14 protein-coding genes are annotated in these 16,667 nt (G+C 70.9%); 10 read left to right on the forward strand and 4 right to left on the reverse strand.

Annotation, left to right across the window (positions count from 1 at the left end; translation table 11 throughout):
- Positions 1–41: 41 nt before the first annotated feature.
- Positions 42–3,704 (reverse strand): multifunctional oxoglutarate decarboxylase/oxoglutarate dehydrogenase thiamine pyrophosphate-binding subunit/dihydrolipoyllysine-residue succinyltransferase subunit, encoded by a 3,663-nt coding sequence (locus AB0O65_RS04315; RefSeq protein ID WP_071641436.1) that lies wholly within the window; start codon positions 3,702–3,704, stop codon positions 42–44.
- Positions 3,705–3,952: 248 nt separating this feature from the next.
- Between AB0O65_RS04315 and AB0O65_RS04320 the strand changes: the two genes are divergently transcribed.
- The gene (locus tag AB0O65_RS04320) at positions 3,953–5,269 is read left to right on the forward strand and encodes a hemolysin family protein (RefSeq protein ID WP_071641434.1); all 1,317 of its coding nucleotides are present in this window, start codon (positions 3,953–3,955) and stop codon (positions 5,267–5,269) included.
- The gene (locus tag AB0O65_RS04325; protein WP_071641432.1) at positions 5,266–6,327 is read left to right on the forward strand and encodes a hemolysin family protein; all 1,062 of its coding nucleotides are present in this window, start codon (positions 5,266–5,268) and stop codon (positions 6,325–6,327) included. The genes AB0O65_RS04320 and AB0O65_RS04325 overlap by 4 nt, the downstream gene beginning before the upstream one ends.
- A gap of 60 nt (positions 6,328–6,387) precedes the next feature.
- On the opposite strand, the gene AB0O65_RS04330 is transcribed toward AB0O65_RS04325, so the two are convergent.
- Positions 6,388–7,470 carry an NADH:flavin oxidoreductase/NADH oxidase gene (locus AB0O65_RS04330; RefSeq protein WP_071641430.1) on the reverse strand — a complete coding sequence of 361 codons (1,083 nt, stop codon included), beginning with the start codon at positions 7,468–7,470 and terminating at the stop codon, positions 6,388–6,390.
- 52 nt (positions 7,471–7,522) lie between these two features.
- Between AB0O65_RS04330 and AB0O65_RS04335 the strand changes: the two genes are divergently transcribed.
- Genes AB0O65_RS04335 through AB0O65_RS04355 form a run of 5 tightly spaced genes read left to right on the forward strand, consistent with a single transcriptional unit; the run spans position 7,523 to position 11,860 of the window.
- Positions 7,523–8,374 (forward strand): ADP/ATP-dependent (S)-NAD(P)H-hydrate dehydratase, encoded by an 852-nt coding sequence (locus AB0O65_RS04335; RefSeq protein WP_071641530.1) that lies wholly within the window; start codon positions 7,523–7,525, stop codon positions 8,372–8,374.
- A gap of 16 nt (positions 8,375–8,390) precedes the next feature.
- Positions 8,391–9,599 carry a hypothetical protein gene (locus AB0O65_RS04340; protein WP_363383311.1) on the forward strand — a complete coding sequence of 403 codons (1,209 nt, stop codon included), beginning with the start codon at positions 8,391–8,393 and terminating at the stop codon, positions 9,597–9,599.
- 31 nt (positions 9,600–9,630) lie between these two features.
- Positions 9,631–9,963 carry a thiamine-binding protein gene (locus AB0O65_RS04345; protein ID WP_191711806.1) on the forward strand — a complete coding sequence of 111 codons (333 nt, stop codon included), beginning with the start codon at positions 9,631–9,633 and terminating at the stop codon, positions 9,961–9,963.
- Positions 9,964–10,005: 42 nt separating this feature from the next.
- Positions 10,006–11,205, forward strand: a complete 1,200-nt coding sequence (locus tag AB0O65_RS04350; protein ID WP_363383313.1) for an MFS transporter — start codon at positions 10,006–10,008, stop codon at positions 11,203–11,205.
- Between the two features lie 10 nt (positions 11,206–11,215).
- Complete coding sequence (locus AB0O65_RS04355) at positions 11,216–11,860, forward strand: NUDIX domain-containing protein (protein WP_071641424.1); 645 nt, start codon at positions 11,216–11,218, stop codon at positions 11,858–11,860.
- An 18-nt stretch (positions 11,861–11,878) separates the two neighbouring features.
- Here the strand turns inward: AB0O65_RS04355 and AB0O65_RS04360 are convergent, their stop codons facing one another.
- Positions 11,879–13,084 carry a homoserine O-acetyltransferase gene (locus AB0O65_RS04360; protein ID WP_363383316.1) on the reverse strand — a complete coding sequence of 402 codons (1,206 nt, stop codon included), beginning with the start codon at positions 13,082–13,084 and terminating at the stop codon, positions 11,879–11,881.
- 120 nt (positions 13,085–13,204) lie between these two features.
- Positions 13,205–14,527, reverse strand: coding sequence for a bifunctional o-acetylhomoserine/o-acetylserine sulfhydrylase (locus AB0O65_RS04365; RefSeq protein WP_363383318.1), 1,323 nt, complete (start codon positions 14,525–14,527; stop codon positions 13,205–13,207).
- 153 nt (positions 14,528–14,680) lie between these two features.
- Between AB0O65_RS04365 and AB0O65_RS04370 the strand changes: the two genes are divergently transcribed.
- From AB0O65_RS04370 to AB0O65_RS04380, 3 genes are read left to right on the forward strand one after another with little or no spacing between them, the layout of a single operon-like run.
- Positions 14,681–15,463 carry an SDR family oxidoreductase gene (locus AB0O65_RS04370; protein ID WP_177243790.1) on the forward strand — a complete coding sequence of 261 codons (783 nt, stop codon included), beginning with the start codon at positions 14,681–14,683 and terminating at the stop codon, positions 15,461–15,463.
- Entirely contained in the window at positions 15,463–16,161 is a 699-nt protein-coding gene (locus AB0O65_RS04375) for a uracil-DNA glycosylase (protein ID WP_191711801.1), read from the forward strand. Before AB0O65_RS04370 ends, AB0O65_RS04375 begins: the two co-directional genes overlap by 1 nt.
- Complete coding sequence (locus tag AB0O65_RS04380) at positions 16,158–16,661, forward strand: GNAT family N-acetyltransferase (protein WP_071641414.1); 504 nt, start codon at positions 16,158–16,160, stop codon at positions 16,659–16,661. The genes AB0O65_RS04375 and AB0O65_RS04380 overlap by 4 nt, the downstream gene beginning before the upstream one ends.
- The last annotated feature ends 6 nt before the right edge of the window (positions 16,662–16,667 follow it).

Genomic DNA, 16,667 nt, shown 5'->3' on the forward strand with positions numbered 1-16,667 from the left:
CCCTCCGAGGAGAGCTGCGGCCTTCCGCATCCGCTCGCGCGTCAGCCGACCGTCAGCGCCGTCTTCAGCAGGGCGACCTGCTCGGTGGCGTGCACCTTCGACGAGCCGGTGGCCGGCGACGCCGCAGCCGGACGCGTCACCGCGTGGAACGGGCGGGGGCCGGGCACCTCGGCGAACTGCAGCGCCAGGAACGGCCAGGCACCCTGGTTCTCGGGCTCGTCCTGAACCCAGACCAGCTCGGCGTTCGGGTACGAGTCGGTGATCGCCTTCAGCTCGTCGATCGGCGTCGGGTACAGCTGCTCCAGCCGCACCAGCGCGATCTCGGGGTTCGGGTTCTTCTCGAGCTCGCTGCGCAGATCCCAGTGGATCTTGCCGGAGTGCACGAGCACGCGCGTGACGGCGCTGCGGTCGAGACCGCGGTCGTCGTCGATCACCGGCTCGAAGCGGCCGGCGGTGAAGTCCTCGACCTCGCTGGTCGCACCGCGAAGACGCAGCATCGCCTTCGGGGTGAAGACGATCAGCGGCTTGCGCGGACGGGCGTACGCCTGGCGGCGCAGCAGGTGGAAGTACGACGCGGGCGTCGACGGGCGCGCGACGTACATGTTCTCCTGCGCGCACAGCTGCAGGAAGCGCTCCATCCGTGCGGAGGAGTGGTCGGGGCCCTGACCCTCGTACCCGTGCGGCAGCAGCATGACCACGCTGGACTGCTGGCCCCACTTCTGCTCGGCGGCCGAGATGTACTCGTCGATGACCGACTGGGCGCCGTTCGCGAAGTCGCCGAACTGCGCCTCCCACAGCACCAGTGCGTCGGGGTTCTCGACCGAGTAGCCGTACTCGAACCCGAGCGCCGCGTACTCGCTGAGCAGCGAGTCGTAGACGAAGAAGCGGCCCTGGCTGTCGGACAGGTTGGCCAGTGGCAGCCACTCCTGTCCGTTGCGCCGGTCGTGCAGCACCGCGTGCCGCTGCACGAACGTGCCACGGCGGGAATCCTGTCCGGCGAGACGCACCGGCGTTCCCTCGACCAGCAGCGATCCGAAGGCCAGCAGCTCGCCGAAGCCCCAGTCGATGCCGCCCTCACGGCTCATCGTCACACGCTTGTCGAGCTGCTGCTGCAGCTTGGAGTGGACGGTGAAGCCGTCCGGCTTGTTCGCGTGCGCGTCTCCGATCAGGTGCACCACCTCGAGCGGCACGCCGGTGACGTCGGGAGCGCCCACCTGCGCATCGACCGGCGGCAGGTCGGGGGCGATCGGCGTCGCTCCGGTCTCGGCGGCGTGCGTCTCGGCGAAGGCGATCTCGAGGCGGTTCTGGAAGTCCGCCTTGGCCTGGTCGTACTCCTCCTCGGTGATGTCGCCACGGCCGACGAGGCCGTCGGTGTACAGCTTGCGCACCGACCGCTTGGCCTGGATGAGGTCGGTCATCAGCGGCTGCGTCATGGACGGGTCGTCGCCCTCGTTGTGACCGCGGCGGCGGTAGCAGACCAGGTCGATGACGACGTCGCGGTGGAAGCGCTCGCGGTACTCGAACGCCAGCCGCGCGACGTGGATGACCGACTCGGGGTCGTCGCCGTTCACGTGGAACACCGGAGCCTGGATGGTCTTCGCCACGTCGGTGGCGTACACCGACGTGCGCGAGTCCGTCGGCAGGGTGGTGAAGCCGACCTGGTTGTTGACCACGATGTGCACGGTGCCGCCGGTGCGGTAGCCGCGCAGCTGCGACATCTGCAGGGTCTCGACCACCACACCCTGACCGGCGAAGGCCGCGTCGCCGTGCACGAGGATCGGCAGCCAGGCGAAGGTGCCGATCGGCTTGCGGTCCTGCTTCGCACGCACGATGCCCTCGAGCACGCCGTCGACGGTCTCGAGGTGCGACGGGTTGGCGGCGAGGTAGACGGGCAGCTCGGCACCGTCCTCGGCGACGAACGTGCCCTCGGTGCCGAGGTGGTACTTGACATCGCCCGAGCCGCGCTGGTTGCCGGGGGTCAGCGATCCCTCGAACTCGCGGAAGACCTGGCCGTACGTCTTGCCGGCGATGTTGGTGAGCACGTTGAGGCGGCCGCGGTGCGCCATGCCGATGGCCGCGCCGTCGAGGCCGGCGTTCGCCGCACCCTGCAGGATCTCGTCGAGCAGCGGGATCAGTGACTCGCCGCCCTCGAGCGAGAAGCGCTTCTGCCCGACGAACTTCGTCTGCAGGAAGGTCTCGAAGGCCTCGGCCTCGTTGAGCTTGCGCAGCACGCGCAGCTGCTCGTCGTGGTTCGGCTTGACGTACTTGACCTCGAGCTTCTCCTGGAACCACCGGCGCTGCTCGGGATCCTGGATGTGCATGTACTCGATGCCGAGGGTGCGGCAGTACGAGTCGCGCAGCACGCCGAGGATGTCACGCAGCTTCATCACGCGCCGGCCGCCGAAGCCGCCGGTCACGAACTCGCGGTCCAGGTCCCAGAAGGTGAGCCCGTGGCTCTCGATCTCGAGGTCGGGGTGCGAGCGCTGCACGTACTCGAGCGGGTCGATGTCGGCCATCAGGTGACCGCGCACCCGGTAGGAGTTGATCAGCTCCTGCACGCGCGACTGCTTGTCGACGCGCTCCGCCAGGTCGACGGCGATGTCGGCGTTCCAGCGGATCGGCTGGTAGGGGATGCGCAGCGACGCGAAGATGTCCTCGTAGAAGCTGCGCTCGCCGATCAGCAGCTCGTGCACCTTCTTGAGGAACTCGCCCGAGCCGGCCCCCTGGATGACGCGGTGGTCGTAGGTGCTGGTGAGCGTGATGGTCTTGCCGATGCCCAGCTCGGTGAGCGTGCGCTGGCTCGAGCCCTGGAACTCGGCCGGGTAGTCGAGGGCGCCGGCGCCGATGATGCAGCCCTGGCCCTTCATCAGACGGGGCACGGAGTGCACCGTGCCGATGCCGCCCGGGTTGGTCAGCGAGACCGTGGTGCCGGCGAAGTCGGCGGCGGTCAGCTTGTTGCTGCGGGCGCGGGCGATGAGATCCTCGTAGGCCGACAGGTACTCGCCGAAGGTCATGGTGTCGGCGCGCTTGATGCTCGGCACGAGCAGGGCGCGGGTGCCGTCGGGCTTGGGGATGTCGACGGCGATGCCGAGGTTGACGTGCGCGGGCGCCACGACCGACGGCTTGCCGTCGACCTCGGCGTAGAACACGTTCTGGCTCGGGAACTCCTTGAGCGTGCGGATCAGCGCCCATCCGATGAGGTGGGTGAAGCTGACCTTGCCGCCGCGGGTGCGTGCCATGTGGTTGTTGATGACGATGCGGTTGTCGATCATCAGCTTCGCGGGGATCGTGCGCACGCTCGTCGCCGTCGGCACCGACAGCGACTGGTCCATGTTGGCTGCGAGGGTCTTCGGCATGCCGCGCAGCGGCGTGACGCGCTCCTCCTCGGCGGGCGCCTCGTCCTTCGCCTCGCGCTTGGGCGCCTGAGCGGGGATCGGCGCCTGCTTGGCGGGCTTCGCCGTCGTGCGCGCGACCGGCTGAGCGCCGATCACGGGGATGGGAGCGGTGACGGGGTGCGCGGGTTCCGCCGGCGCATCGCCGGCAGGCTGAGCCGCGGCATCCGGCGTGTACTGCTCGAGGATCGGCCACCACTCCTTGTCGACCGAGTTGCGGTCCTTCTGGAACTGCTCGTAGAGCTCATCCACGAGCCAGGAGTTGGCTCCGAACCCCCCGTCGCCACCGACGCCGGTCACCTGGTTCGACACGCTCTATCGCCCTCTTTCGTCGCTGAAGCTCTCGTGCCACCCGTCGCCGAATGCAGCGCCAGGGTCGCACTTGCGTAACAGTCATCAAGCCTAACGCCAAACGGATTCCGAATCGCCCGCGCCGCTGACCGTTTCGCCCCATCCGGCACAGCCGCATTCTGTAAGATCGGGCGAACTATGGACGACCCTCCTTCTTGCAGTACACCGCCCCACTGCCCGCTCCTCGAGGGACTCGAGGGACACAGCTGATGGAATTCCTGCTGTTGGGCGTGGGGCTGCTGCTCATCGTGGGGACGGGCCTCTTCGTCGCCAGCGAGTTCGCTCTGGTCAACCTCGACCGGGCGGAGCTCGAAGCACGTCAGGCGAGGGGTGAATCCCGCCTCAGCCTGACGATCCGCGCACTGAAGATCACGTCGACCCATCTGTCGTCAGCGCAGCTGGGCATCACGCTGACCACCCTCCTGACCGGATACACGATGGAGCCCGCCATCTCGAAGCTGCTCGCGCCGCTTCTCGACGCGTGGGGCATCCCGGATGCCGTGGCGACGCCCGTCTCGGTGACGGTGGCGATGCTCATCGCGACCTTCCTCTCGATGATCCTGGGCGAGCTCGTGCCGAAGAACTTCGCGCTCGCGCTACCGCTGGCCACGGCGAAGCTGGTGATCCCGTTCCAGACGGCGTTCACGGCCGTCTTCAAGCCCGCCATCGTGCTGCTCAACGGCAGCGCGAACGGGGTGCTGCGCAGCATCGGCATCGAGCCGAAGGAGGAGCTCTCGGGATCACGGAGCGCCGAGGAGCTCTCCTCGCTGGTGCGCCGCTCCGCGAGCCAGGGGGTGCTCGAGAAGGACACCGCGACGCTGCTCGATCGGAGCCTGAACTTCGCCCGCCTCACCGCCGACGACATCATGACGCCGCGGCCGAGCATGCACGCCATCTCGGTGGGCGACTCGGCTGACGACGTGATCCGCCTCGCCAGGCGCACGGGCCATAGCCGCTTCCCGGTGTACGACGACGACCTCGACGACATCACCGGTGTCGTGCACGTGAAGGCCGCCGTGTCGGTGCCGCGCGAGAAGCGCGCCGAGGTCCCCGTCGGCGCGCTGAGCACCGAGCCGCTGCGGGTGCCCGAGACCGTGCACCTGGACGTGCTGGTCGCCGAGCTGCGCACCAAGGGGTACCAGATGGCCGTCGTGGTCGACGAGTACGGCGGCACCGCCGGGATCGTCACGCTCGAGGACCTCATCGAGGAGATCGTCGGCGAGGTGTCCGACGAGCACGACCGCTCCCGCGCGGGCATCGTGCGCCGCGTCGACTCGATCACGTTCCCCGGTGAGCTGCGTCCGGACGAGCTGCGCTCGCGCACGGGGATCGAGGTCCCCGAGGGCGAGGTCTACGACACCGTCGCCGGCTACATGATGAGCCTGCTCGAGAGGCTCCCGGTGATCGATGACGAGGTGCGGATCGACACCGGCGTGCTGCGCGTCGTGCGGATGGACGGCCGGCGCATCGACCGCGTCCGCTACACCGCCGACCCGGCCGCGGACGCGATGGAGGAGGAGCGATGAGCGACTGGGCAGGACTGGTATGGCTCGTCGTGCTGCTCGCCGCGAACGCCTTCTTCGTCGGCGGCGAGTTCGCCGTCATCTCCGCGCGCCGCTCGCAGATCGAGCCGCTCGCCGAACGCGGATCCAGGGCGGCGAAGACCGCGCTGTACGCGATGGAGCATGCCACGCTCATGCTCGCCACCTCGCAGCTGGGCATCACGATCTGCTCGCTGCTGATCCTGAACGTGTCGGAGCCGGCGATCCATCACCTCCTCGAGGTGCCGATGCACGCCCTCGGCTGGGATCCGGCGGTGATCTCCGTGAGCGCCTTCGTGATCACGCTCGCGCTCGTGTCGTTCCTGCACGTCGTGTTCGGCGAGATGGTGCCGAAGAACCTCGCCTTCTCGATCCCCGACCGCGCCGTGCTCATGCTCGCGCCCCCGCTGGTCTGGGTGTCGCGCGTGTTCCGCCACATCATCTGGGCGCTGAACGGCATCGCGAACGGCGTGCTGCGCCTGTTCGGCGTCGAGCCGAAGAACGAGGCGGCCTCGACGTTCACGCTCGAGGAGGTCGCGACGATCGTCGACCGCTCGCGGCGCGAGGGCGTGCTCACCGACTCGTCGGGCGCCGTCGCCGCGGCCGTGGAGTTCACCGACAAGAAGGCACGCGACATCGCCGTGCCGCTCGCCGACCTCATCACGCTGCCCGAGACGGCCACCCCGGAGGACGTCGAGCGGGCGGTCGCGCGCTACGGCTTCTCGCGCTACGTGATCGTCGACGACGAGCAGACGCCGATCGGCTACGTGCACCTGAAGGACGTGCTTCGCGTGGCGGAGGGGCCCGAGCCAGACGAGAAGATCTCCCAGCCGCTGCCGGCCAAGCGCATCCACCACATGCTGCCGGTGCAGGAGGAGACCGACCTCGAGGACGCCCTCGCCTCGATGCGCCGAGCCGGGCGTCACCTCGCCAAGGTGCGCGACCGCTCGGGCGCGACCACCGCGGTGCTCTTCCTCGAGGACATCCTGGAGGAGCTCGTCGGCGAGGTGCAGGACGCGACTCGCCGCGGTCACGGACGCTGATCCGAGCCTGACACGCGCCGGCCCCGGCAGGTCATCCCTGCCGGGGCCGGCGTGCGACGTTCAGCGCCAGTGCGCTCGCCGGTACTGCGGCGGCCAGGGCACCTCGGCGCCCAGCTCGTGGGCGGCGCGCAGCCCGAAGTGCGGATCGCGCAGCCACTCCCGGCCCGCGAAGATCGCGTCGGCGGCGCCCGAGGCGAGGACCTGCTCGGCCTGCTCGCCGCTGGTGATCAGCCCGACGGCGGCGGTGGGCACGCGGCCTCCCGCGCGCACGGTCTCCGCGAACGGCACCTGGAAGCCGGGGCGGTAGTCGATCCGCGGTCGCGCGACGATGCCGCCGCTCGACACGTCGACGAGGTCGGCACCGGCATCCATCGCCCAGACGGCCACCTGCGCGGCCTGCTCGGGAGTGAACCCGCCCTCGGCGTAGTCGGTGGCCGAGAGTCGCACGAAGACCGGTGTCGCGGCGCCGGCGACCGCGCGCACCCGCTCGACGATGCGCAGGAGCAGGCGGGCGCGGTTCTCGAGCGGGCCGCCGTACTCGTCGTCGCGCACGTTCGACAGCGGCGAGAGGAACTCGTGCAGCAGGTAGCCGTGCGCGCCGTGCACCTCGAGCGCGTCGAATCCGGCATCCAGGGCGCGTCCGGCGGCGTCCGCGAACGCGTCGACGATCCGGTCGATGCCGGCCGCGTCCAGAGCCGCCGGAGGGGCGTACCCGTCGAACGCGATGGCGGAGGGGGCGACCGTGGGCCAGCCGCCGTCGGCGACCGGCACGGTGCCGTGCTGGTCGGCCCACGGCCACCAGGTCGAGGCCATCCGCCCGGCGTGGGCGAGCTGGATGCCGATCAGACCGCCGCGCTCGTGGGCATCGTCGACGACGAGGGCCCAGGCGTCGCGCTGCTCGTCGTTCCAGATGCCGGTGTCGCGCGGCGAGATGCGTCCTTCGGGAACCACGCCGGTCGCCTCTGCGACGATCAGCCCGGCGCCGCCGGACGCGAACTGCGCCAGGTGCGTGCGATGCCAGTCCTGCGGCACGCCGTCGACGGCGCTGTACATGCACATCGGCGACACCCACAGCCGGTTGGGCAGGGTGAGGGAGCGGATGGTCAGGGGCGTGAAGAGCAGGGGAGTGGGAAGTGTGGTCACACCACGACGCTAACGCCAGGACGCGGGGGCAGGGCGCGCTACCGTGGTGTTCATGCTGCGGGAGTGGACCAGAGCCGACACCAGCGAGCTGCTGCGCGTGCCGACCGCTGACGACGACAAGTACTCGCGCGGTGTGGTGGGCCTGCGCACCGGCTCCGCGTCGTACCCCGGCGCCGCCGTGCTCGGGGTCGAGGCGGCCTGGCGGGCCGGGGCGGGGTACGTGCTGTACACCGGCGGCGCGCGCGATGCCGTGCTGGCCCGGCGGCCCGAGACCGTCGCCAGGGATGAGGCCGGACGGACGCGGGTGGGCGCATGGGTGATCGGCTCCGGGACGGACGCCGAGCACCGCGACGAGCACGAGCGCACGGCGCTCGAGGAGATCCTGCGCGGTGATGTCGCGGTGGTCGTCGACGCGGGCGCGCTGGATCTGGCTGCACACGCGACCGCCCCGATGGTGCTCACACCGCACGCCGGCGAGTTCCGGCGGCTGCGCGCCGGGCTCGGACTCGAGGACGTCGACCTCGCCACCGAGGACGCCCGCGTCGCGGGGGTGGTCGAGACGGCATCGCGGCTCGGTGCGACCGTGCTGCTCAAGGGCTCCCGGACCGTGATCGCCGGTCCCGACGGCGAGCCGATCGTCATCGGCGACGCCCCGGCGTGGCTCTCCACCGCCGGTTCCGGCGATGTGCTGGGCGGTGTCATCGGCGCGCTCATCGCCGCCGATCCCGCCCGCACCCTGGCGGTGTCGGCGGCGGCTGCCGTCTGGCTGCACGGGCGCGCGGCGGCACGGGCATCCGGAGTCGCGGGCGGATCATCGGCAGGGGGTCGGGCGGCCGGGCATCCGATCGTCGCGCTCGACGTCGCCGAAGCGCTGCCCGGCGCCATCGGCGAGCTGCTGTCATGACACCGGGGCCGCAGAGGTGACGTCGCGACCCTGGGCGGTGTGGGCGGCGTTCCTCCTCGTGCACGCGGGGGTCGCGGCGGCCGGATGGCTGCTGCCGAGCCAGCCCATGGGAGATGTGGTGCTCGTCTACCAGCCGTGGTCGCAGGCCGCGCTCGACGGCGACGCGATCGTGGGCATCACCGAGAGCTGGGTGTACCCGCAGCTGGCGCTGCTGCCGATGCTGGCCGCCCATCTGCCCGCGCTGCCGTTCGTCCCGCTGCTGGGGGCGCCGGGGGCGTATCTGGTGGGCTGGGCGCTGCTGGTGACCGCGTGCGACGCGCTGGGTCTCGTCGTGCTGCTTCGCGGCGGAGGTTCCGGCCGTCGCTCGGCCGCGTGGTTCTGGGTCGCCGCGATGCTGCTGCTCGGCCCGATCGCGATGTACCGGATCGATGCGATCACCGTGCCGCTCGCCCTGGCGGGGGGACTGTGGCTGGTCTCGCACCCGCGTCTGGGTGCGGCCGCCCTCGCCGTCGGCGCGTGGATCAAGATCTGGCCTGGTGCGCTGCTGGTCGCGGCGATCGCCGCCGGCCGGCGCGGTCTGCAGCTCGCGGTCACCGCGGTCGCGGTCTCCGCCGCCATCGCCGCGGCACTGCTGACCCTGGGGGCCGGCGAGCGGCTGCTCGGATTCATCACCGCCCAGACCGGCCGGGGGCTGCAGATCGAGGCGGTCGCCGCGACGCCCTTCCTCTGGGCGGCGGTCGCCGGCGAGGCGCGCATCGAGTACAGCTTCGACATCCTCACGTTCCAGATCGAGGCGACGGGGGCGGCCGCCGTCGCCGCCGCGACGACGCCGGCGATGGTGGTCGCGGTGATCGGCATCCTGGCGCTCGGGGCTCTTCGCGCCCGTCGAGGTGCCGCGTGGCCGCGCCTGCTTCCCCCGCTCGCGCTCGCCCTCATCGCCGCACTGATCGTCACCAACAGGGTGGGCTCGCCGCAGTTCACCACCTGGCTCATCGCTCCCGCGATGCTGTGGATCGTCTTCGACCGCCAGCGCGCGCACACGGCGACCGCCCTCGTGCTGCTGCTGTGCGCCCTGACGTTCTGCATCTACCCGCTCACCTACGACGGCCTGCTCGCCGCGCACCCCGTGCCGGTGCTGCTGCTGAGCGTTCGCAATGCCATGCTCGTGGTGACGCTCATCGTGGCCGTGCGTGCGGTGCTGCAGACGCCAACCGCGCGTCGCTGACGTGTTCGACCACGCAACAACAGGAGGAACCATGCTCGTCGCATTCTCCGTCGCCCCTTCCGGCGACGCCCGATCGGGTGACTCGGTGCACGACGCCGTCGCGGCCGCGGTGCAGGTGGTGCGCGAGTCCGGTCTCGCGCACCGCACCACCAGCATGTTCACGGAGATCGAAGGACCCGACTGGGACTCGGTGATGGACGTGGTCAAGAGGGCCACCGAGGCCGTGATGCCGTTCGGATCCCGCGTCTCGCTCGTGCTCAAGGCCGACATCCGTCCCGGCTACAGCGGCGAGCTGGATGCCAAGATCGAGCGCCTCGAGAGGGCCATCGACGCATCGGCCGATCCTGAGGCGACCGGCCGGTAACATGGGCGGGTGACTCCCTCGAATCTCTCGAGGGGGGCGGCGATGAGGGCGCTCCTCTCCCTCGCCGTCGGCAGCTTCGGCATCGGCATGACCGAATTCGTCATGATGGGCCTGCTGCCCGAGATCGCCGAAGACCTGCTGCCCGACCTCTGGGCGGTGAGCAGCGAGCAGGCGATCGGTCAGAGCGGTGTGCTCATCTCGCTGTACGCGGTCGGCGTCGTGATCGGCGCGCCCACCATCGCCGGAGCCGTGGCGCGCTTCTCGCGGCACCGGGTGATGCTGGTGCTCGCGATCGCGCTGACCCTCGGCAACGCGCTCACCGTGGTGCTGCCGGGCTTCGGGCTGGTCGGCGCCTCGAGACTGCTGGCCGGGCTGCCGCACGGGGCGTACTTCGGCATCGGCGCGCTCGTCGCGGCCGACGTGCTCGGCCCCGGCAAGCGCGCCCAGGGCGTCGCGTTCATCCTCACCGGACTGACCGTCGCGAATGTCGTCGGCGTGCCGGTGGGCACCTATCTGGGGCAGCAGTGGGGCTGGCGCACCGCGTTCCTCGTGGTGACCGGCGTGTTCGCCCTCGCGGCGGTGTGCATCGCGCTGTTCGTGCCCCCGCACCCGGGAGACCCCGGCCGGACGCTGCGCTCGGAGCTGAGCGTGTTCCGGGTCCCGCAGGTCTGGCTGACACTCGGGATGGGGGCGATCGGCTTCGGCGGATTCTTCGCCGTGTACAGCTACATCTCCCCGCTGGTGACCGAGGTCGCCGGCGCTCCGCAGTGGGTCGTTCCGGTGACCCTGGTGCTGGTCGGGGTGGGGATGACCGTCGGCAACCTGGCGGGCGGGCGCCTGGCCGACCGCGACCTGCGTCGCACCCTGGTCTGGGGCCTCGCCGCGCTCGCCGCGGTGCTCGTGCTGCTCGCCCTGCTGGCGTTCTCGGTGGTCGCGCTGATCATCACCGCCACGCTCGTCGGCGCGATCGCGGCGGTGCTGAGTCCGGCGATCCAGACCCGCCTGATGGATGTCGCCGGCGACAACCAGTCGATCGCGGCGGCGCTGAACCACTCCGCGTTGAACATCGGAAACAGCCTGGGGGCGTTCCTGGGCGGTGCGGCGATCTCGCTCGGCTTCGGCTTCACCGCACCGGAGTGGGTGGGGGCGGTGCTCGCCGCGCTCGGGCTCGGGATCGTGCTGCTCGCCTACCGGGCGCAGTCGTCCGCACCGGTGGCGGTGGCGGCGGGGCGCGAGCACTAGAGTTTCCGGCATGGATGCCACGATGCGCGTCGCCGGCACGGCCGTCGTCCTGCGCGACGGTGCGGACGGTCTGGAGGTGCTGCTGCTGCGCCGCCCCGCCACCGGGTCGTTCCCCGGCGCCTGGGTCTTCCCCGGCGGGCGCGTCGACCCCGATGACGAGCGGGAGGGCGGCGGCGAGGAGGGTGCGGCGCTGCGCGCGGCCGTGCGCGAGACCCGCGAGGAGGCCGGCATCGGCATCCGCGATCTGGTGACTCTCTCCCGCTGGGTGCCGCCGGCCGAGACGCCGGTGCGGTTCCGCACCTGGTTCTTCCTCGCTCGAGAGAGTGGGGAGCGGCTGCGACCGAACCCGGGCGAGATCGAGGAGGCGGTCTGGATGACGCCCGCTCGCGCGTTCGAGCGGCACGCGACGGGGGAGCTCACGCTCTTCCCGCCGACATGGGTCACGCTGCATGCGCTGCGGGAGCACCCCACCGTGAACGACGCCTGGGCGGCGGTCAGCGCTGTCGCGCGCTACGAGACGCGGATGCAGCGGCTCGAGCGCGGGATGCGTGCTCTGTGGGCGGGGGATGAGGAGCATCCGGACGAGCCGGGTGCTCCGGGGGCGCGGCACCGGCTGACCATGAGCGACCTGCCCTGGGTCTACGAACGCGACTGACTGGCGTTCCGGGTCGGGTCACGACGCGAGCAGACGCTCCAGGTGCGCGCCGACCGGGTCCGTCTCGATGAGGAAGCCGTCGTGTCCGAAGTCGCTGGTGAGCACGACGGCCTCGTCGTCGATGAGGTTCGGGATGCTGCGCGCGATGCGCTGCTGTCCGTCGACGGGGAACAGGCGGTCGGTGTCGATGCCCAGCACGAGGGTGCGCGCGGTGACCGTGTGCAGCGCCTGCTCGACCCCACCGCGGTCGCGGCCGATGTCATGCGAGTTCATCGCCTCGACGACGGTGATGTAGCTGTTCGCGTCGAAGCGGCGGGTGAACTTGTTGCCGTGGAAGTCCAGGTACGACTCGACCGCGAAGCGTCCGCCGCGTCCGAGAGGCGACACATCCGACTGCCAGGAGCGCTGGAACCGCTGGTTCAGCTCGATGGGGCTGCGGTAGTTCAGCAGCGCCATCCGCCGCGCCAGCGCGAGGCCGCGGTGCGGGCCCTCGCCGAGGGCGGCGTCGTAGTACTCGCCGCCGGCGAAACGCGGATCCATCCGCACGGTCTCCAGCTGCACGAAGTTCAGGGCCAGCTGGTCTGCGGTGGTCACCGGGGGAGAGGAGAGCACCGCCAGGCGCTCGACGCGCTCGGGCTGCATCACCGCCCACTCCAGCGCATGCATGCCGCCCATCGAGCCGCCGATCACGGCCGCCCAGCGTTCGATGCCGAGGGCGTCGGCGAGGCCGATCTGCGCCGAGACCTGGTCGCGGATGGTGAGATACGGGAAGCGGGATGCCCATTCCCGACCGTCCGGGGCGATGCTCGCCGGTCCCGTCGAGCCCTGGCATCCGCCCAGCATGTTCGGGGCGAGGACGAACCACCGGTCGGTGTCGATCGCCGACCCGGGGCCCACGATGTCCTCCCACCATCCGGCGGTGGGGTGACCGGCGCCGGCCGGGCCGCGCGCGTGGCTGTCGCCGGTGAGGGCGTGCAGGATCAGGACGGCGTTGTCGCCCGCCTCGTTCAGCTCGCCCCAGCTCTCCCACGCCAGGCGGGTGGCGGGCAGCAGCTGACCGTTCTCGGTGCGGAAGTCGCCGAGGAACGTGAACCGTCGCCCGCCCGCGGGGTCGCCGTCGCGCCAGGCGCCGGTCGCCGGGGGTCGCGCGCGGAGCAGACGCACATCGGCCTCGGTCACCGGAGCCGACGGCACCGTGTCCTCTGAGGTCGTCTGCCAGTCCATGCGTCCATTCTCACCTGTGCGCCTGTCGGCCCGCGGCAGGTTACGGGTGGGCGGTTCGCTGCCACGCACGGATGCCCCGGACCGAACGGTCCGGGGCATCCGTGTGCGCAGCGGAGAGACTCAGGCGCGAGCGGCCTCCGCGACGCGACGCGCGGCGCTCAGCGCGCTGTCGAGGTCGGCCTTGAGGTCGTCGATGTTCTCGATGCCCACCGAGAGGCGCACCAGGCCGGGGGTGACGCCGGCCGAGAGCTGCTGCTCGGGCGACAGCTGCGAGTGCGTGGTCGACGCGGGGTGGATGACGAGCGAGCGCACGTCGCCGATGTTGGCGAGGTGGCTGAACAGGCTCAGGCTGTTCACGAACTCGCGACCGGCCTCGACACCGCCCTTCAGCTCGAACGACAGCACCGCGCCGACGCCCTTGGGGGCGTACTCGTTGGCCTTCGCGTACCAGGGCGACGAGGGCAGACCCGAGTAGTTCACCGAGGCGACGTCGTCGTGGTTCTCGAGCCACTCGGCGATCTCCTGGGCGTTCTGCACGTGGCGCTCGATGCGCAGCGACAGGGTCTCGATGCCCTGGATGAGGTTCCACGCGCTCTGCGGCGAGATCGCCGATCCGAGGTCGCGCAGCAGCTGCACGCGGGCCTTGATGATGTACGCGAGCCCGTGGCCGACCGCGGTCGTGTACGACGCGCCGTGGTACGAGGGGTCGGGCTCGGTGAGGCCGGGGAACTTGTCGACGTGCTGCGACCACGCGAAGGTGCCGCCGTCGATGATCGCGCCGCCGATGGTGGTGCCGTGGCCGCCGAGGAACTTGGTGACCGAGTGCGTCACGATGTCGGCGCCGTGCTCGAACGGGCGGATGAGGTACGGGGTGGCGATCGTGTTGTCGACGATCAGCGGCACGTCGTGCTCGTGGGCGACGTCGGCGACGCCGCGGATGTCGAGCACGTTGATCTTCGGGTTGCCGATCGTCTCGGCGAAGAACAGCTTGGTGTTCGGACGCACGGCGGCGCGCCACTCGTCGAGGTCGTCCTGGTTCTCGACGAAGGTGACCTCGACGCCCAGCTTGGCGAGGGTGTACTTGAAGAGGTTGTACGTGCCGCCGTAGATGGCGCTGGATGCCACGAAGTGGTCGCCGGCCTCCGCGATGTTCAGGATCGCGAACGTCGATGCCGCCTGGCCGCTCGAGAGCACGAGGGCTCCGGTGCCGCCCTCGAGCGCCGCGAGGCGCTGCTCGAGCACATCCTGCGTCGGGTTCTGGATGCGGGTGTAGATGTTGCCGAACTCGGCCAGCGCGAACAGGTTCGCGGCGTGGTCGGCGTTGTCGAACACGTACGAGGTGGTCTGGTAGATCGGCGTCGCACGCGCTTTGGTGACCGGGTCGGGCGCGGCGCCCGAGTGGATCTGCTTGGTCTCGAAGCGCCAGTTCTCGGCTGCGGTCATGACGTGCTCCCAGGGTTCGGGTCGTGGGGTCGTTCGGCTGGATGCCTGGAAGCGACACTACGAAGCCGCGCGCCGGCCGACAACCGACGGGAAATGTTACGTAACACAGCGCGATGACGGGATATGGCCGTGGTTGCGCATACGGTGGGGGACATGGTGATCAGACGTGCCGTGGTGACCGGAGCCAGCTCGGGTATCGGAGAGGCGACCGTGCGCGTGCTGCGCGCGCAGGGGTGGGAGGTCGTGGGTGTCGCGCGGCGGCCGAAGCGCCTTGCGCGGCTGGCAGCCGAGACCGGCGCATCGACCATCGCGTGCGATCTGACCGATCCGGATGCCGTCGCCGCGCTCGTCGCCGAGCTCGACCGCACCGGTCCCGTGCACGCGCTCGTGCAGGTGGCCGGCGGCGCTCGAGGCACCGACAGCGTCGAGCAGGGTTCCATCGACGACTGGCAGTGGATGTACGACGCCAACGTGCTCACGACGCAGCGGCTCGTGGCGGGCCTGCTTCCGCTGCTGCGCCGGGCCGCGGCCGCCGACGGCCACGCCGACACGGTGTTCGTGACCTCGACGGCCGCGCAGAGCGCGTACCCGGGCGGCGGTGGGTACAACGCAGCCAAGGCGGCGGAGTCGATGCTCGTGAAGGTGCTGCGCCAGGAGCTGCACGGCGAGCCGATCCGGGTGGTCGAGGTCGCGCCGGGCATGGTGCACACCGAGGAGTTCGCGCTCAACCGCCTGGGCGGAGACGTCGCTGCAGCAGAATCGGTCTACGACGGGGTCGCCGAGCCGCTGATCGCGGATGACGTCGCCGAGCTCATCGCCTACGCGCTGAACGCGCCGCGGCGGGTGAACCTCGATCTGGTCACGATGCGCCCGCTGGCACAGGCCGCGCAGCATCTGCTGGCACGCGGCACGCTGCACGTGCGCACCGACGACTGATGCGCCGCACGCTCGCCGAGCTCGCCGAGGACGGCTCGATCGACCCCGGCTGGGCACAGGCTCTCGAGCCCGTGCAGCCGCTCATCGCCGAGCTGGGCGACCGGTTGCGAGCCGAGCAGGCAGCGGGACGCGGCTATCTGCCGTCAGGGGACGACGTGCTGCGCGCCTTCCAGCGCCCGCTGGCCGATGTGCGGGTGCTGATCACCGGACAGGACCCGTATCCGACCCCCGGTCACCCGATCGGCCTGTCGTTCGCCGTCGACCGCGACGTGCGCCCGCTGCCGCGCAGCCTCGCCAACATCTACCGGGAGCGCGCCGACGACCTCGGCCTGACTCCGCCGCCGCACGGAGACCTCACGGCGTGGAGCGACCAGGGCGTGCTGCTGCTGAACCGCGTGCTCACCGTGCGCCCCGGCGCACCGGCATCCCACCGCGGGTGGGGATGGGAGAAGGTGACAGAGCACGCGATCCGCGCGCTCGTCGCCCGCGAGCAGCCCCTGGTCGCGGTGCTGTGGGGGAAGGATGCCGCGGCGCTGAAGCCGCTGCTCGGACAGACGCCCACGGTCGAGTCCGCGCATCCGTCGCCGCTGTCGGCGCGCCGGGGCTTCTTCGGCTCCCGACCGTTCTCCCGAGCGAATGCGCTGCTGGAATCCCTGGGCGCCCGACCCGTCGACTGGCGTGTGACGGGGGAGGCGTGAGCGAGCTGCGGGTGCGTCCGGTCGCGGATGCCGATCTGCCGGCGATCCGCGACATCTACAACCACTACGTGCGCTCGTCGACGGTGACCTTCGATGAGGTCGAGTCGACTGTCGCCGACTGGGAGGGCAAGGCCGCCCGGATCGCCGACGCGGGCATCCCGTTCCTCGTCGCCGAGACGGCGGAGGGGGAGCTGCTCGGGTACGCGCTCGGAGTTCCCTGGTCGGCGAAGTCCGCCTACCGCTTCACGATCGAGAATTCCATCTATCTCGCGCCCTCGGCGGCCGGCCGGGGAGTGGGCTGGGCGCTGCTGGCCGTCTTCCTCGACCGATGCCGGGATGCCGGGCTGCGCCAGGTCATCGCCGTGATCGCCGACCGCGGAGCCGAGGCGTCGACCGCACTGCACCGCAAGGCGGGCTTCGTCGACGCAGGGCGCCTCACGGAGGTGGGGGAGAAGTTCGGGGAGCGGCTGGGCGTGCTCTTCCTGCAGAAGGCGCTGTAGACGACG

Source organism: Microbacterium sp. NPDC077391, assembly GCF_040686955.1.
Classification (GTDB): domain Bacteria; phylum Actinomycetota; class Actinomycetes; order Actinomycetales; family Microbacteriaceae; genus Microbacterium; species Microbacterium commune.

Coding starts and splice junctions, on each gene's coding strand:
- AB0O65_RS04320 (WP_071641434.1), top strand. CDS start 3,953: ATGGAATTCCTGCTGTTGGGCGTGGGGCTGCTGCTCATCGTGGGGACG.
- AB0O65_RS04325 (WP_071641432.1), top strand. CDS start 5,266: ATGAGCGACTGGGCAGGACTGGTATGGCTCGTCGTGCTGCTCGCCGCG.
- AB0O65_RS04335 (WP_071641530.1), top strand. CDS start 7,523: ATGCTGCGGGAGTGGACCAGAGCCGACACCAGCGAGCTGCTGCGCGTG.
- AB0O65_RS04345 (WP_191711806.1), top strand. CDS start 9,631: ATGCTCGTCGCATTCTCCGTCGCCCCTTCCGGCGACGCCCGATCGGGT.
- AB0O65_RS04350 (WP_363383313.1), top strand. CDS start 10,006: ATGAGGGCGCTCCTCTCCCTCGCCGTCGGCAGCTTCGGCATCGGCATG.
- AB0O65_RS04355 (WP_071641424.1), top strand. CDS start 11,216: ATGGATGCCACGATGCGCGTCGCCGGCACGGCCGTCGTCCTGCGCGAC.
- AB0O65_RS04360 (WP_363383316.1), bottom strand. CDS start 13,084: ATGGACTGGCAGACGACCTCAGAGGACACGGTGCCGTCGGCTCCGGTG.
- AB0O65_RS04365 (WP_363383318.1), bottom strand. CDS start 14,527: ATGACCGCAGCCGAGAACTGGCGCTTCGAGACCAAGCAGATCCACTCG.
- AB0O65_RS04370 (WP_177243790.1), top strand. CDS start 14,681: ATGGTGATCAGACGTGCCGTGGTGACCGGAGCCAGCTCGGGTATCGGA.
- AB0O65_RS04375 (WP_191711801.1), top strand. CDS start 15,463: ATGCGCCGCACGCTCGCCGAGCTCGCCGAGGACGGCTCGATCGACCCC.